The organism is Micromonospora sp. DT41, from assembly GCF_049841715.1.
Classification (GTDB): Bacteria; Actinomycetota; Actinomycetes; order Mycobacteriales; family Micromonosporaceae; genus Micromonospora; species Micromonospora profundi.
On sequence record NZ_JBNCKU010000007.1, the window covers coordinates 321331 to 337138 of the forward strand.

The following is a 15808-nucleotide window of genomic DNA, read 5'->3' on the forward strand; positions in this document are numbered from 1 at the left end:
TGTGCCCTGCCGGGGTCACCGGGTTGGGCGTGCTGTGCCGACACCGTCACCCACCCACCTCACGCTGCGGCGCGTTCGGAGAGTGGCCGCCGTCGGCGCGCGGTGTCGGTGAGTGCGTGCGGCGGGAAGGCGGCGTTGGGGTTGTACATGTTGGTTCCAGGCGGCACGATCTCGTCGATCCGGTCGAGGACGGCGTCGTCGAGGGTGAGTGCCGCGCCCTTGAGTAGATCCTCCAGTTGCCCATTGTTCCGTGGCCCGATGATCGCCGACGTGACGGCGGGATGGGCCACCGTGAAGGCGATGGCGAGCTGCGGCAGCGTGCAGCCGACCTGTGCGGCGAGGTTGACGAGCTGTTCGACGACGTCGAGCTTGGCGGTGTTTTCGGCGATCGCGGGATCGAACTGCGCCGGGCGCAGGACGGCACGCCCTGTCGACAGGTCGACGGGCTGTCCCTTGCGGTATCTGCCGGTGAGGAACCCGAAGGCGAGCGGGCTCCAGACCAACACCCCCATGCCGTAGCGCTGGCAGACCGGCAGGAGTGCGGCCTCGATTCCCCGGGCCAGGATCGAGTACGGCGGTTGCTCGGTACGCAGCCGGCCGAGGCCCCGACGCTCGGAGACGTGGTGCGCCTCGACGATCTCCTCGGCCGGGAACGTCGAGCAGCCGAAGGCACGGATCTTGCCCTGGCGTACGAGGTCGGTGAGTACCGAGAGGGTCTCCTCGATGTCGGTGCGGGGGTCGGGGCGGTGGATCTGGTAGAGGTCGATCCAGTCGGTGCCCAGACGCCGGAGGCTTTCCTCGACCGCCGTGAGGATCCACCGCCGCGAGTTCCCACCGCGGTTGCGCCCCTCGCCCATCGGAAAGTGCACCTTGGTGGCGAGTACGACGTCGTCTCGCCGCCCCCGCAGCGCCTTCCCGACAATTTGTTCGGACTCGCCCTGGCCGTACATGTCGGCGGTGTCCACGAAGTTGATGCCCTGGTCCAGGGCGGTGTGGACGATGCGGACGCAGTCGTCGTGGTCGGGGTTGCCGACGGCACCGAACATCATGGTTCCGAGGCAGTGGGTGCTCACCTCGATGCCGGTGCCGCCGAGGGTGCGGTAGCGCATGGCGATGCTCCTCTGTGATTCAGTGACGATCACGTGGAACGGTAGGAGCTAGAGCCGGCTCTAGGTCAACCCTCGTTACCCTGCACGGCATGGCTGACGTCCCCGCGATTCTGAGCATTGGACAGGTCGCCGAGCGCACCGGTCTGAGCGTGCACGCGCTGCGCTTCTACGAGCAGGAGGGCGTCTTCGTCAGCCCCGTACGCCGTGGGCCTGGCGGGCGTCGCGTCTATAGCCAGGACGACGTGGACTGGCTGACCGTGTGCATCATCCTCCGCGCCTCGGGCATGCCGCTGCCCGCGCTCCGGCGCTACGCCGACCTCGTCCGCGACGGTGCCGGCAACGAGCGGGAGCGGCTTGCGCTCCTGCGCGAGCACCACGAGCGCGTCACCGGTCAGATGGGCCGGCTCGCCCAGTGTCTTGACCTGATCACCTTCAAGATCGGCGTGTACGAGGACCTGCTCGATCAGGACGGCAGCACCGAACACCAGGGCGGCGACGACACCACACCGAGAGCTGGGCAGGTGGCCGTGTAACCGGCTGCCTGCTGCACCCCGCACCGATCGGCGGCTCGCGAGCCGGGGCGTTGGTGTCAGTGGGGCGGACGGGACTCGTAGCGGGTCAGGGGCGTCCGGGCGCCGATGGGCAGGCGTACGCCCGCCGCCCGGTCGCCGTAGAGGGTCCACCGGAGGAAGTCGATGGTGGTGGCGAGGACCGCCGCGAACCCCGGGTTGCCCGGTGTCAGGTATTCGCCGTGGCCCTGACCGAGCAGGCTGAGGAACGCGGCCGGCCCCGGTACGCGCGCGTACGCGGCCCGGCCGACAGTAAGCGGCACCACCGGGTCGGCCGTACCGTGCACGAAGAGCAGCGGTGCGACGGGCCCGGCGAAGCTGCCGGGCAGTCCGCCACCGGCGATCACGATGCCGGAGCGCAGCCGGGCGGGGTGGCCCTCGGCGAACATGCCGCTGGTGGTGAAGCCGCCCGCGGAGTGCCCGGCGGCGGCGATCGACGTGAGGTCCAGGTGGCCGGCGAGCGGATCGGTGGGCTGGCTGTCGAGGCGGCTCAGGTGCCTGATGAGCCGCCAGCCGTCGGCGGGCTGGTTGCGGACGTCGGCCCGGGTGAACCGCGCGGCACCCTGTCGGGTGTGCGGGTACGCGGGGGCGGCAACAACGAACCCGGCCGCCGCCCACCGGGTGGTCAGCCCGGCGTGCAACTCGGGCCGGCTGAACAGACCGTGGCTGTAGATCACCACCGGGAACCGCCCGGGGGCCACCCCGTCGGTCGACGACGGGTACCAGATGGTCACCGGCAGGGGACGCGCCGAGCGCGGATCGAGGGTGAGCGTACGCACGCCGACGGCGTACGACCCCTCGGGCGCCCGCCGCGCCGGCGCCGGGATGCCGGACCCGCCCGGCGCGGCGGTGGCAGGCGCGCAGCCAGCCAACAGAGCCGACACCACAAGTACGGCGATCAGCCGCCCCGCCCCCATGGCTTCACCGTAGGTGCCAGGGGGTGTGCCGCGAGCCCGCCGTCCGGCCCGGCTGCACCCGCCACCCGGGTGGGTCGACTCCGCCGGCCGGGTCGACACGGGCCGACGGAGTGGGCGGGACGGTACGCCGACGCCGTCTTCGCTACTGTCACCGGCATGGCTGAGAACTACACGGACCCCAGCGGCAACACCGAGGCGTTCCGCGCGTTCACCCAGACGCCGGAGGCCGCCGGGTCGACGGAGTCGCCGTCCCGCCTCCCGCTGATCATCGGTGTGGCTGCGGCCGTCGTGCTCCTGGTGGCCGTCGTCGTCTGGCTCGTCGCCTAGCTAGCGCCGCGAGCCGCCGCCGTCGACCACCTCACGGGTCTGCTGGGCGATCTCCCGTTCCTCGTCGGTGCGGATGACGCAGACGCTCACCTCGGCGCCGTCCGGCGAGATGAGCCGGTCGCCGTCGCCGTCGTTGCGGGCGGAGTCCACGGCGATGCCCAGCCTGGCCAGCCCTTCCAGTGCGGCGGCCCGCACCGGCGCGGCGTGCTCGCCCACGCCGGCGGTGAACGTGATCGCGTCGACCCGGCCGAGCAGTGCGTAGTACGCGCCGACGTACCCGGTGATCCGCCGGCAGTACACGTCGAAGGCCAGCGCGGCGGCCCGGTCCCCGGCCGCCCGACGTTGGAGGACCTCGCGCATGTCGTTGACGCCGGTCAGCCCGAGCAGACCGCTGCGATGGTTGAGCAGGTCGTCGATGTCGTCGACCGACATCCCGCCCTCACGGCGCAGGTGGAAGATCACGGTCGGGTCCAGGTCGCCGCTGCGGGTGCCCATCACCAGCCCTTCCAACGGGGACATCCCCATCGAGGTGGCGACGCTGCGGCCGTTGGACACCGCGCAGGCGCTGGCGCCGTTGCCCAGGTGCAGGGTGATGGTGTTGAGCTGGTCGTACGGGCGGCCCAGCAGTTCGGCGGTGCGTCGGGAGACGTACGCGTGTGAGGTGCCGTGGAAGCCGTACCTGCGGATGCCGTACTGCTGCGCGGTGTCCAGGTCGATCGCGTAGGTGGCGGCGGCCTCCGGCAGGGTGTGGTGGAACGCGGTGTCGAAGACGGCGACCTGCGGGACGTCCGGCAGCGCCGCCCTTGCCACCTCGATGCCAGCCAGATTGGCCGGGTTGTGTAGCGGTGCGAGCGGCACGAGGTCGCGGATCGCGGCCAGCACCGCGTCGTCGATGAGGACCGGGGTGCTGAACTTCCGTCCGCCGTGCACCACCCGGTGCCCGACCGCGGTGAGCCCGTCCAGGTCGAGATCGCCGAGGATCTGCCGGACGGCACCGGCGTGATCGGCAGGGCCGCCGCCGGGCTCACCGACCCGCTCGACGGTGCCCTGGTCGAGGGTCCGGTCCCCGTCGTAGTGCCGCCACTTCACCGACGACGACCCACAGTTGAGCACAAGTACCCGACTCACGAGCCCTCCTCGGTGGCGGCCTGGATGGCGGTGATCGCCGCCGTGTTGACGATGTCCGGCACTGTCGCGCCCCGGGACAGGTCGTTCACCGGCCGGCGCAGGCCCTGCATCACGGGGCCGACGGCGACCGCCCCGGCGGAGCGCTGCACCGCCTTGTACGTGTTGTTGCCGGTGTTGAGGTCCGGGAAGATGAAGACAGTGGCCTTGCCGGCCACCGGGCTGCCGGGCAGCTTGGTCGCCGCCACCGCCGGGTCGATCGCCGCGTCGTACTGGATGGGTCCCTCGACCAGCAGGTCGGGGCGGCGCTCCCGGACCAGCTCGGTGGCCGTGGCGACCTTCTCCACGTCCGCGCCCGCGCCGGAGCTGCCTGTGGAGTACGACAGCATCGCCACCCGGGGCTCGATGCCGAACCGGGCGGCGGTGTCGGCGGACGAGATCGCGATGTCGGCGAGCTGCGCGGCGTCCGGGTCGCGGTTGACGGCGCAGTCGCCGTAGACGAGCACTCGGTCGGCGAGCAGCATGAAGAAGACGCTGGACGCCACCGAGACGTCCGGGACCGTACGGATGATCTCGAACGCGGGCCGGATGGTGGCGGCCGTGGTGTGCGTGGCCCCCGAGATCATTCCGTCGGCGTGCCCGGTGGCCACCATGAGGGTGCCGAAGTAGTTGGCCTGCGCCACCACGTCGTACGCCAGCTCGACGGTGACCCCCCGGTGGGCGCGCAGCTTCGCGTACTCGGCGGCGAACTCGTCCCGCCAGGGGCTGCTGACCGGGTCGACCACGTCCGCGCCGGTCAGGTCGATGCCCAGCTCGCGGGTGCGGCGGGCGATGTCGTCCGGGCGGCCGAGCAGGGTGAGGTCGGCCACGCCCCGGCGGAGCAGGATCTCGGCGGCACGAAGGATCCGCTCCTCGGTCCCCTCCGGCAGCACCAGCCGGCGGCGGTTGGCCCGGGCGCGGTCGATCAGGTCGTACTCGAACATCAGCGGGGTGACCCGCTCGGAGCGGGTGACCCGCAGCCGGCGGGCCAGGTCGGCGCTGTCGACGTTGCCCTCGAACGCGCCGAGCGCGGCCTCCACCTTGCGCGGGTTGGCCGGGCTGGGCCGCGCCTCGATCCGGCTGGACGCCTCGACGGTGTCGTAGCTGTCGCTGGGCACCGACAGCACGGCGAAGCCGGTGTTGAGCCGCTCGACAAGGCGCATCGCCCGGGGATCGGGCTGCTCGCCGAGGGTGAGGATCACGCCGGCCAGCGAGACCTGCCCGGCCACGTGCGCGGCACTTGCCGCGACGATCAGGTCGGCGCGGTCACCGGGGGTGATTACCAGCGCCCCTTCGGTCAGATGGTCGAGCAGGATCGGCACGTGCGCCGCGCCGACCACGTAGTCGAGGACGTCCCGGCCGAGTGTGGCGTCGTCGCCGGCCAGCAGCGTGGCGTCGAGCGCCGTGGCGACCTCGGCCACCGTCGGCGCCGACACCGTCGGCACCTCCGGGATGGCGTACGCGGGAACCGGCAGTTCCGGCAGCGTCATCGGCTCGGACACCCGGTTGGCGATCACCGCGAGCACCGTCGCGCCCAGGTCCACCAGATCGTGGTACGCCCCACGCGCTGTCGCCGCGATGGACTCGGGCGGCTGGCCGAAGCCGTCCACCACGGGCACCACAACGCTTCCGAACTCGGTGGCGAGCCGGGCGTTGAATGCCAGCTCGCGGGGGCCGGCGCCGTCCCCGCCGTCGGCGAAGTCGCTGCCCACCACGACCATCGCCGGGCAGCGCCGTTCGACAGCCCGGTACCGCTCGACGATCCGCGAGATCAGCTCCTCCCGGCGGCCGTCGGCGACAAGAGCGGCCGCCTCGGCGTACGTCGTGCCGGTCAGCTCGTCCTCGGGTACTTCGATCCGATAGCGGTCGTGCAGGAGGGCGAGGATCGGGTCGGGTCGGCTGCCGGAGACCAGCGGTCGGAACGCGCCGATCCGCTCGACCTGCCGGGAGAGGAGTTCCGCGAGGCCGAGGGCGATGGTCGATTTGCCCCCGCCGGACCCCACGCTGGTCAGATAGACGCTGCGGGCCACGCACCCACCCTAGAAGATCACCGTCTGTTGCGCGCGGGTCCGGTGGCCCTGGACCGCGACATCACCAGCCGGATATGGGGTGCGAATGTGACCGTGCCGGCGACCGGGCGAGGCGATCGACACGCGCCGTCTGCCGGGCCGGGGTGCGGGGCGGTCCGGTCGCGGAGGTGGGCCGGCTTGTCGTCGGGGTGCGACCCCGGTTCGTCACGTCAGCCGGCCCGATCAGACCTGGCCCGGCGGTCGATCGACCGACCAGGCGACTACGCCAAGTGATCGAGCGATTGCATGGGTTGTTGCTGAGGGCTTGCGGGTGCGGCCGACGTCTCACCAGCGAGACGGCAGGAGAAGGTGAGCGAGATTCGCGCCTAGACTTCAATCCATGACTGCCCACCGTGTGAGCAGCGACGATACGTCGATCGGGAGGTCGATGCCCGCAGGCAAGGCAGGCTGCGGTTCGGCCGCCGACTCGAATCGTACCGAGCGCGTTATGGACGTCGATGGCTCGCGTCGACTACCGCGCGTAACCCGCCAGACGTCCAGGCGGCCCGTAGCGCCGTCCCTGCTCGACGCGCCGACCGAGGTGCGGCCGGCCCTGTTCGACGCACCCACCGAGGTGCGGCCGGCCCTGCTCGACGCGCCGACCGTGATCATGGGGCGGTCCGACAACCCCACCGCGCTGATGGCCCCCGTAGGCCGGCAGTCGCCGGTCTTCGTCGACCCCAGCGGTCGACGCCAGTCTCGCCTGCGCCTGCTCGCGTACGCCGCAGGGCTGCTCGGCCTGATCTACACCGGACTGGTGGGTGTCAGTTTCGCGGGCGTGGTGGAGCCGCACACGGTGCTCCCGTTCGTCGACGAGGTCAAGCAGTCCGAGCGGCCCGCGCCGCAGACCGATGCGAACGTCGCCGTCCCCGATCCGTCGACGGCTGCCCCCCGCACCCCAGCGGTCACGACGGCGCCCACAGTCGTCCCGGCGCTGCCTCCCTCGGTGGCACCCACCCGGTCACCGGCCGCCACCCGCCCGCCGGCCACCCGCCCGCCGACCCGCGACCCGGTGGGCCGACCGACCCCCTCCAGGCCGGCACCGACCGCCCCGGAGGCCCCCGCACCCACTGTGACGGCACCCACCGAGAACCCGCCGTCGGCGCCGGACGAGAGGCCCGAGCAGGCCGTCGGCCCCCGCGCCGATGGCTGAGCCGACGATCAGACCGATCCGCCACCGCCGCCGGGCCGTACCGCAGCCGCGGTGGATCCTGCTCGGCATGCTGCTTGTCGTCCTGGGCAGCGTGCTCTTCGTCAACGCGTACACGAACGCCTCCTTCGCACCGGACCACCACCAGAGCAGCAGCGGGCAGCGGGACGTCCCCACCTCGGTGGTGACCGGCGGACCGATCATCAGCGCCAACAGCGAGCAGGTCCGCTCCTACCGGCTGCCGGAGCGCACGATCGCGCTCACCTTCGACGACGGCCCCGACCCGGTCTGGACCCCCGAGGTGCTCCGTGTCCTGGACGCCCACCAGGTCAAGGGCACCTTCTTCGTGCTGGGCTCGCAGGTGTCCCGGCACCCCGACGCGGCCCGCAGCCTTGTCGCGGGTGGGCACGAGGTCGGCGTGCACACCTTCACCCACCCCCAGCTCGCCGAGCTGCCGGCCTGGCGGCGACAGCTGGAGTACGGCCAGACGCAGCTCGTCGTGGCGGCCGTCACCGGCGTGCGGACCCCGCTGATCCGGTTTCCCTACTCCTCGCACGCCAACGCGATCGACAACAGGGACTGGCCGGTGGTGAGGTCCGCCGGTGACCTGGGCTACCTGACGGTGCTCAACGACACCGACAGCCGGGACTGGGCACGACCCGGCGTAGACAAGATCATTGAGAATGCGACCCCGGACGGTACGTCGGGCGCCGTCACGCTCTGGCACGACGCTGGCGGCGACCGCTCACAGACCGTCGCCGCCCTGGATCGGTTCATCCCGCTGATGAAGGAACGGGGATACCGCTTCGTCACCGCCACCGAGGGACTGAACCTCGCCTTCGCCGCCGCCGGTGTCGACCACCGGGTGGACGCCGGGGAGCCCGCCACCGCCGGGGACCGCTGGCGCGGTCGGATGCTGGTCTGGGCGGTGCGCGGCGCCGACGACGTGCTGGGGGTGCTCGGCGTCCTGTTCGTGCTCGTCGGTGCGCTCACTGTGGGGCGTACCGCCGTGCTGATCGTGCTCGCCGGGCGGCACGCCCGCCGCCGTCGGTCCAGGGACTGGACGTGGGGGCCGCCGGTCACCGAGCCGGTGTCGGTGATCGTGCCCGCGTACAACGAGAAGGAGGGGATCGCCGCGTCGGTCCGCTCGCTCGCCGGTGGCGACCATCCGGGCGGGATCGAGGTGATCGTCGTCGACGACGGCTCCACCGACGGGACCGCGGACATCGTCGAGGCGCTCCGCCTGCCCAACGTCCGGGTTGTCCGCAAGCCCAACGGTGGCAAGCCCAGCGCGTTGAACACCGGCATCGCGCTGGCCCGGCACGACCTGCTCGTGCTTGTCGACGGGGACACCATCTTCGAGCCCGACTCCGTCCGCCGGCTGGTGCAGCCCTTCGCCGACCCCCGGGTGGGCGCGGTGGCCGGCAACGTCAAGGTCGGCAACCGGCGCAGCCTGATCGCCAAGTGGCAGCACATCGAGTACGTCATCGGCTTCAACCTGGACCGGCGGCTCTACGAAACGCTGCGCTGCATGCCGACGGTGCCCGGGGCGATCGGCGGTTTCCGGCGGGAGGCGCTGCGCTACGCCGGTGGGATGACGGACGACACGCTGGCCGAAGACACCGACATCACCATCGCCCTCGGCCGCGCCGGCTGGAAGATCGTCTACGAGGAGACAGCCCGCGCCTGGACCGAGGCGCCGACGAGCATCGGCCAGCTCTGGAAACAGCGCTACAGGTGGAGCTACGGCACCATGCAGGCGTTGTGGAAGCACCGCCGCTCAGTGCTCGACCGGGGCGCGTCGGGCCGGTTCACCAGGCGCTGCCTGTTCTTCGTCAGCCTCTTCGGAGTGCTGCTCCCGCTGCTCGCGCCGGTGATCGACCTGATGGCCCTGTACGGCCTGTTCTTCCTCGACCGGAAGGCCACAGCGGTCGCCTGGCTGGCGATGCTCGGCATGCAGTTGGTCACCGCAGTGGTGGCGTTCCGACTGGACCGGGAGAAGCTCGGCGTGCTGTGGGTGCTACCGCTCCAGCAGTTCGCCTACCGCCAACTGATGTACCTGGTGATCATCCAGTCGGTGGTCACCGCGCTTACCGGCGGCCGGCTGGGCTGGCAGAAACTGCGACGGACCGGCCTGGAACCGCCGCCCACCGCGCCGGTCAGGCGCCCGCCGCCCGTCGAAGCCCGCCCGGCGCCGTAACCCCGAACGCCGGGACGGTCAGTCCTCGTCGATGTCGTCCAGGCGAGCCAGCCAGGTGGCGAACCGCTCGATCGGCGTCTCGAACTCGGGGTTGAGGTCGACGAAGTCGCGCAGGCGCTCGCCCAACCACTCAAGGGTCACCTGCTCGTCACCTCGGCGCTCCACGAGCTCCTCGATGCCACGGTCGGTGAAGTACATCGCGTACGTCCTCATGCTCTCGACCCGGTGCGGCCGGGCGGGTGGTCGGTGGGCCGACGACAGCCGGGGCAGGCCGTGGTGACGGCGCTGCCCCGGCTCTCGCGGTGCGTTCAGATCACGGGCGGGGGAGTGCCGCCTCGATCAGAGCCGTCTGCTCGACCTCGTGGGTCTTGGCCGAGCCGACCGCCGGGGCGGCCGCGGCCGGGCGGGAGATCCGCCGCAGCCGGACGTCGGTGAGGTGCTCCAGCAGGTTGAGCGCGACGAACGACCAGGCACCCTGGTTGGCCGGCTCCTCCTGCACCCAGGCGAAGTCCTCAGCGTTCGGGTACTGCGCCAGAGCAGCCCGGATCTCCTCCACCGGCAGCGGGTACAGCTGCTCGATCCGGATGATCGCGGTGTCGGTGACGCCGCGCTCCTGACGGGCCTGGAACAGGTCGTAGTAGACCTTGCCCGAGCAGAGCAGCACCCGCTTGACCGCCTCCGGTGCCGGGGCGCCCGTGTCGCGCAGCACCGGCTGGAAGGTGCCGGTGGTGAAGTCCTCGACGGAGGAGACGCAGAGCTTGTGCCGCAGCAGCGACTTCGGCGTGAACACCACGAGCGGCTTGCGCTTCGGCGACAGGGCCTGGCGACGCAGCAGGTGGAAGTAGTTAGCCGGAGTCGTCGGGATGGCCACCCGCATGTTGTCCTCGGCGCACATCTGAAGGAAGCGCTCCGGACGACCAGAGGTGTGGTCCGGGCCCTGACCCTCGTGGCCGTGCGGCAGCAGCAGGGTCACGGCGGAACGCTGACCCCACTTGACCTCGCCGGAGGAGATGAACTCGTCGATCACCGACTGGGCGCCGTTGACGAAGTCACCGAACTGGGCCTCCCAGGCGACAAGCGCGTTGATGTTCTCCACCGAGTAGCCGTACTCGAAGCCCATCGCCGCGTACTCGCTGAGCAGCGAGTCGTGCACGAAGAACCGGGAGCGCTCGCCGTCGCCGGTGAGCGACATCAGCGGCAGGTAGTCGTCGCCGGTGCGGGAGTCGACCACCGAGGCGTGCCGCTGGACGAACGTGCCGCGACGCGAATCCTGCCCGGCGAGCCGGACGGTGACCCCGTCGTGCAGCAGCGAGCCGAACGCGATGATCTCGCCGAAGCCCCAGTCGATGTTGCCGTCGACGGACATCTTGGCCCGCCGGTCGAGCAGCTGCTGGATCCGCTTGTGCGGCGTGAAGCCCTCCGGCAGGTTGACGTGCGCGTCGCCGACCGCCTTCACCACGGAGACGTCGGTGGCCGTGTCGACCTGCGGCTCCGGCTCCTCCTCGCGGCGCGGCCGGTTGAGCTGGCGCGGTGCCGCGGCGGCGTCCCGGGTGGCCTTGAAGACCTTCTCCAGCTGCGCCTGGTAGTCGCGCAGCAGCTCCTCGGCGTCCTCCACAGTGATGTCGCCGCGACCGATCAGCTCCTCGGTGTAGAGCTTGCGCACCGAGCGCTTCGAGTCAATGATCTTGTACATCTGCGGGTTGGACATCGACGGGTCGTCGCCCTCGTTGTGCCCGCGCCGCCGGTAGCAGACCATGTCGATCACGACGTCCTTGTTGAACGTCTGCCGGTACTCGAAGGCCAGCCGGGCCACCCGGACCACGGCCTCCGGGTCGTCGCCGTTGACGTGGAAGATCGGCGCCTGGATCATCCGGGCCACGTCGGTGCTGTAGAGGCTCGACCGGCTGTACTCCGGGGCGGTGGTGAAGCCGACCTGGTTGTTCACCACCACGTGCACGGTGCCGCCGGTGCGGTAGCCGCGCAGCTGCGACAGGTTGAGCGTCTCGGCGACAACACCCTGGCCGGCGAACGCGGCGTCGCCGTGCACCGCCAGCGGCAGCACGGTGTAGCCCTCCAGCTTGAGGTCTATCCGGTCCTGCTTGGCCCGGACGATGCCCTCCAGCACCGGGTCGACGGCCTCCAGGTGCGACGGGTTGGCCACCACCGACACCTTTACCGAGTGGTCGCCGCCGGGCGTGGTGAACTTGCCGTTCTGGCCCAGGTGGTACTTCACGTCGCCGGAGCCCTGCGTCGAGCGCGGGTCCAGGTGACCCTCGAACTCCGAGAAGATCTTCTCGTACGGCTTGCCGACGATGTTGGCGAGCACGTTGAGCCGACCCCGGTGCGCCATGCCGATGACGACCTCGTCCAGGCCGCTCTCGGCGGAGCACTCCAGCACCTCACCCAGCAGCGGGATCAGCGACTCGCCGCCCTCCAGCGAGAAGCGCTTCTGGCCCACGTACTTGGTCTGGAGGAAGGTCTCGAACGCCTCGGCGGCGTTGAGCCGGTTGAGGACGTGCTTCTGCTCGTCGGCCGACGGCTTCTCGTACTTGCGCTCGATCCGTTCCTGGACCCAGCGCCGCTCCTCCGGGTCCTGGATGTGCATGTACTCGATGCCGACCCGGCGGCAGTACGAGTCGCGCAGCACGCCCAGGATCTCGCGCAGCTTCATCCGCTTGCGGCCGGCGAAGCCGTTGACCGGGAACTCGCGGTCGAGGTCCCACAGGGTCAGCCCGTGCTGGAGGACGTCCAGGTCGGGGTGCTTGCGGATGGTGAATTCCAGCGGGTCGGTGTCGGCCATCAGGTGACCGCGCACCCGGTACGCGTGGATCAGCTCGTGCACCCGGGCCGTCTTGTTGATCTGGCCCTCGGAGTTGACCGCCACGTCGCGCATCCACCGCACCGGCTCGTACGGGATGCGCAGCGAGGTGAAGATCTCGTCGTAGAAGTCGTGCTCACCCAGGATCAGCTCGTGCATGACCTTGAGGAATTCGCCGGACTGCGCGCCCTGGATGATCCGGTGGTCGTACGTGCTGGTCAGCGTGATGATCTTGCTGACCGCCAGCTCGGCGAGGGTGGTCTCGGACATGCCCTGGTACGGCGCCGGGTACTCCATCGCGCCGACGCCGATGATCGCGCTCTGCCCCTGCATCAGCCGCGGCATCGAGTGCACGGTGCCGATGCCGCCCGGGTTGGTAAGCGAGATCGTGGTGCCGGAGTAGTCCTCCATGGTCAGCTCGTTGCGCCGCGCTCGCCGGACCACGTCCTCGTACGCCTGCCAGAACTGCCGGAAATCCATCTGCTCGCAGCCCTTGATGGAGGGGACCACCAGGTTGCGGCTGCCGTCGGGCTTGGCCAGGTCGATCGCGATGCCCAGGTTGACGTGCGCCGGGCGGACCACTGCCGGCTTGCCGTTGGCCTCGGCGAACGAGTTGTTCATCTCCGGGTGCTGGACGAGCGCCCGGACCATCGCGTAGCCCACCAGGTGGGTGAAGCTGACCTTGCCGCCGCGCCCACGGGCGAGGTGGTTGTTGATCACGATGCGGTTGTCGACAAGCAGCTTGGCCGGGACCGCGCGCACGCTCGTCGCGGTGGGCACGCTCAGGGAAGCGTCCATGTTCTGGACGATCTTCGCGGCGACACCTCGCAGCGGCGTGGTCTGCGGGCCGTCATCGCTCGACGCGTCGGCCTTCGCGGCCTTCGCGGCAGGCTTCGCCGGTGCGGCCTTGCTCGGTGCGGCCTTGCTCGGTGCGGCCTTGCTCGGTGCGGCCTTGGCCGGGGCAGCCTCCGACGTGGCGGCGGGCTTGGCCGACGCCGGCTTGGCGGCGGTCGGCTTGGCGGCGGTGGCCGGCTGGGCGCTGCTCGGCTGGCTCACCGCGGCTGCCGCCTCCGGCTGGCCGTCCGGCTCGGGTGCGGCGGCCGGTTTGCCCGACGCCTCGCCCCCGCGCGGTGTTCCGGCGCCCGGCGCCGGTCGGTAGTCGGCAAAAAAGTCGTGCCAGGCAGAATCGACACTCGTGGGGTCGGCGAGGTATCGGTGGTACATCTCCTCGACGATCCACTCGTTCGGGCCGAAACCCGCCAGTGGGTTCTCCTGCGAAGTCTGCTGGGTCGACACGGCCGGTAATCGCCTCTTTCACGCGGGTTGTGTGTCACGCGGGCGCCCGCCGGGCCAGTGAACGGCACGGACAGGACGACTCCCAGGCTACGCCGTACGAAAGTCCCTGGCATTTCCGCCTCGGCACCGTGGTCGGATTCACAGAAGATGCCAGAAGTTCAGTAAGCGCTGCGTGACCGGTCACCGACTGGTAAAGCGACCCAATACGGATGCCGGTCGTGCGCAGCGCCACAAGCCACCCCGGCGGCTGACGCGGCCCGGAGGGCGTTCCCGGGATGGCGGCCGTGCCGCCGCCACCCCGGAAACTGTCGCTCAGGAGATGTCGCGCCGACGCATCAACAGCGTGCCGACCACGCCGGTGACCACCGCGTACCCGATGAGCACGGCGGCGCCCGCCCAGCGCGGCGGGTTGCCGGGGATGTCCGCGCCGGTGACCATCAACGACGAGGCCAGCGACGGCACCAGCAGTTGCAGGTTGTTGATCCAGTCACCCCAGCGGGCGGCCAGGATGCTGATCACCAGGATGGCGCCGATCGAGCCGCCCAGGTAGAGCAGGATGCCTGTCACCGTGGCGCCGATCTGGCTGCGGATCAGCACACCGATGCCGACCCCGAACACCGCCCAGAGCAGGTACGCGAGCAGGTTCAACCCGATCGCCCGCCAGGCCGCGTCGTTGCCCAACTGGGAGCCCAGCCCGACCGCGTTCAACACCGCCGAACCGGCGATCAGGTTGAGCACGGTGGTGACCAGCCAGAACAGCAGCGCCAGCACGCCCGCCGCGGCAAGCTTGGCGCTCATCACGGCGGTGCGGTGCGGGGTGGTGAGGAACGTGGTGGTCACCGTCTGGTGGAAGAACTCGCTCGTCACCACGATGATGCCGAGCAGCATCACGATCAGCAGACCGAAGAACTGCCCGGTGGTGAACAGGTTCGAAGAGAGCGCGTCCGCGCTGGCCGCGGCCGTCAGGGTGTCGACCTGGTCGGCCGGCACCTCGCCGAGGTCCTCGCTGGTCAGGACGTCGGCCTGCAACCAGTTGATGAGCAGGGTGAGCGCCCACAGCGGCAGGCTGATCAGCGCGAAGACCCACCAGGTGTTTGTGGTACGGATCTTGAGCAGCTCGGATCGGACGAGGTTCATCGGATGCCCGCCTTTCCGGCCGTCAGCTCCAGGAAGACCCGTTCCAGGTCGGGCCGTTCGGTGGTCAGTTCGTGCAGCTCGACGCCGGCGGCCAGGGCGGCCCGGCCGATCGTCGGGGCGTCCACCCCGGCGACCAGCAGGGTGCCCTGCTCGTCGGTGCTGACGGTGGCCGACTGGGCCTTGAGCGCGGCGGTAAGCGCCTCGGCCTGCGGGGTGCGGACCCGGACCTGGGCGCTCTGCGCCATCGACCCGAGAACCTGGTCGACGGGGCCCTGCCGGATCAGCTGCCCGGCCGCGATGATCACCACGTCGTCGGCGAGCAGCTGCATCTCGGACAGCAGGTGGCTGGAGACCAGCACCGTGCGTCCCTCGTGGGCGAGGTTCTTGAGGAACCCACGCATCCACCGGATGCCCTCCGGGTCGAGCCCGTTGGCCGGCTCGTCCAGGACCAGCACCTGCGGGTTGCCGAGCATCGCCGCGGCGATGCCGAGGCGCTGCTTCATGCCCAGCGAGTAGCCCTTGAACTTGCGCTTCGCCGCAGGCGTCAACCCGACAAGGGCCAACGCCTCGTCGGCCCGCTGCTTGGGCAGACCGGCCGCCGCGCAGATGACCCGCAGGTGGTTGATGCCGGTACGACCCTTGTGCGCGCTGGAAGCCTCCAACACCGCGCCGACGTGCCGCAGCGGGTCGGTGAGATCGGCGTACCGATGGCCGCTGATGGTGGCCGTGCCGCTCGTCGGCGTGACCAGGTTCAGCAGCATGCGCAGCGTGGTGGTCTTACCGGCGCCGTTCGGGCCGAGGAAGCCGGTCACCCGCCCCGGTGCCACGGTGAAGGACAGGTTGTTCACCGCCCGCACACTCTTGTATTGCTTCGTCAGACCGGACACCACGATCTGACCGTCGCTGGTGGGGCTTCGCTGCCCGTCAGTCATCGTTCTCCTCCCGTGCGTGGCGTCGAGGTACGCCGTGGCACAGCGTGACGGCCCAGAGCAACAAGGTCAATCAGGCGCGGTCCGTACGGCGTGGTCCGTCGCGCGGGGGAGGCGCGTCCC

Annotated in this window: 12 protein-coding genes; 4 read left to right on the plus strand and 8 right to left on the minus strand. The window is 70.6% G+C overall.

The window, feature by feature from the left end:
* Nucleotides 1–59: 59 nt before the first annotated feature.
* Nucleotides 60–1109, minus strand: coding sequence for an aldo/keto reductase (locus ACLQ23_RS16430; RefSeq protein ID WP_355591070.1), 1050 nt, complete (start codon nt 1107–1109; stop codon nt 60–62).
* 89 nt (nt 1110–1198) lie between these two features.
* Here ACLQ23_RS16430 and ACLQ23_RS16435 point away from each other — a divergent pair, with 89 nt between their 5' ends.
* Entirely contained in the window at nt 1199–1642 is a 444-nt protein-coding gene (locus ACLQ23_RS16435) for a MerR family transcriptional regulator (RefSeq protein ID WP_355591073.1), read from the plus strand.
* 56 nt (nt 1643–1698) lie between these two features.
* Here ACLQ23_RS16435 and ACLQ23_RS16440 read toward each other — a convergent pair whose 3' ends face one another.
* Entirely contained in the window at nt 1699–2595 is an 897-nt protein-coding gene (locus ACLQ23_RS16440) for an alpha/beta hydrolase family protein (protein ID WP_355591076.1), read from the minus strand.
* A 156-nt stretch (nt 2596–2751) separates the two neighbouring features.
* Here ACLQ23_RS16440 and ACLQ23_RS16445 point away from each other — a divergent pair, with 156 nt between their 5' ends.
* On the plus strand, nt 2752–2922 hold the full coding sequence (locus tag ACLQ23_RS16445; RefSeq protein ID WP_355591079.1) for a hypothetical protein: 171 nt from the start codon (nt 2752–2754) through the stop codon (nt 2920–2922).
* Here the strand turns inward: ACLQ23_RS16445 and ACLQ23_RS16450 are convergent, their stop codons facing one another.
* Both ACLQ23_RS16450 and pta read right to left on the minus strand, forming a co-directional pair.
* Nucleotides 2923–4050 (minus strand): acetate kinase, encoded by a 1128-nt coding sequence (locus tag ACLQ23_RS16450; RefSeq protein WP_355591082.1) that lies wholly within the window; start codon nt 4048–4050, stop codon nt 2923–2925.
* Nucleotides 4047–6116, minus strand: a complete 2070-nt coding sequence (pta, locus tag ACLQ23_RS16455; protein ID WP_355591085.1) for a phosphate acetyltransferase — start codon at nt 6114–6116, stop codon at nt 4047–4049. The genes ACLQ23_RS16450 and pta overlap by 4 nt, the downstream gene beginning before the upstream one ends.
* 487 nt (nt 6117–6603) lie before the next feature.
* On the opposite strand from pta, the gene ACLQ23_RS16460 reads away from it, so the two are divergent.
* Together ACLQ23_RS16460 and ACLQ23_RS16465 are read left to right on the plus strand one after the other, a co-directional pair.
* Nucleotides 6604–7308: a hypothetical protein gene (locus tag ACLQ23_RS16460; RefSeq protein ID WP_355591088.1), complete on the plus strand. Its 705-nt coding sequence runs from the start codon at nt 6604–6606 to the stop codon at nt 7306–7308.
* 67 nt (nt 7309–7375) lie between these two features.
* Nucleotides 7376–9505 carry a bifunctional polysaccharide deacetylase/glycosyltransferase family 2 protein gene (locus ACLQ23_RS16465; protein ID WP_355591092.1) on the plus strand — a complete coding sequence of 710 codons (2130 nt, stop codon included), beginning with the start codon at nt 7376–7378 and terminating at the stop codon, nt 9503–9505.
* An 18-nt stretch (nt 9506–9523) separates the two neighbouring features.
* Here ACLQ23_RS16465 and ACLQ23_RS16470 read toward each other — a convergent pair whose 3' ends face one another.
* The 4 genes from ACLQ23_RS16470 to ACLQ23_RS16485 form a co-directional block, all read right to left on the minus strand.
* A complete protein-coding gene (locus ACLQ23_RS16470) occupies nt 9524–9703 on the minus strand; it encodes a DUF6104 family protein (RefSeq protein ID WP_053660250.1) in 180 nt (59 codons plus the stop codon).
* Between the two features lie 115 nt (nt 9704–9818).
* On the minus strand, nt 9819–13619 hold the full coding sequence (locus ACLQ23_RS16475; protein ID WP_355591095.1) for a multifunctional oxoglutarate decarboxylase/oxoglutarate dehydrogenase thiamine pyrophosphate-binding subunit/dihydrolipoyllysine-residue succinyltransferase subunit: 3801 nt from the start codon (nt 13617–13619) through the stop codon (nt 9819–9821).
* A gap of 312 nt (nt 13620–13931) precedes the next feature.
* Complete coding sequence (locus ACLQ23_RS16480) at nt 13932–14756, minus strand: ABC transporter permease (RefSeq protein ID WP_355591098.1); 825 nt, start codon at nt 14754–14756, stop codon at nt 13932–13934.
* Entirely contained in the window at nt 14753–15688 is a 936-nt protein-coding gene (locus tag ACLQ23_RS16485; protein WP_355591101.1) for an ABC transporter ATP-binding protein, read from the minus strand. Before ACLQ23_RS16485 ends, ACLQ23_RS16480 begins: the two co-directional genes overlap by 4 nt.
* Nucleotides 15689–15808 lie beyond the last annotated feature (120 nt).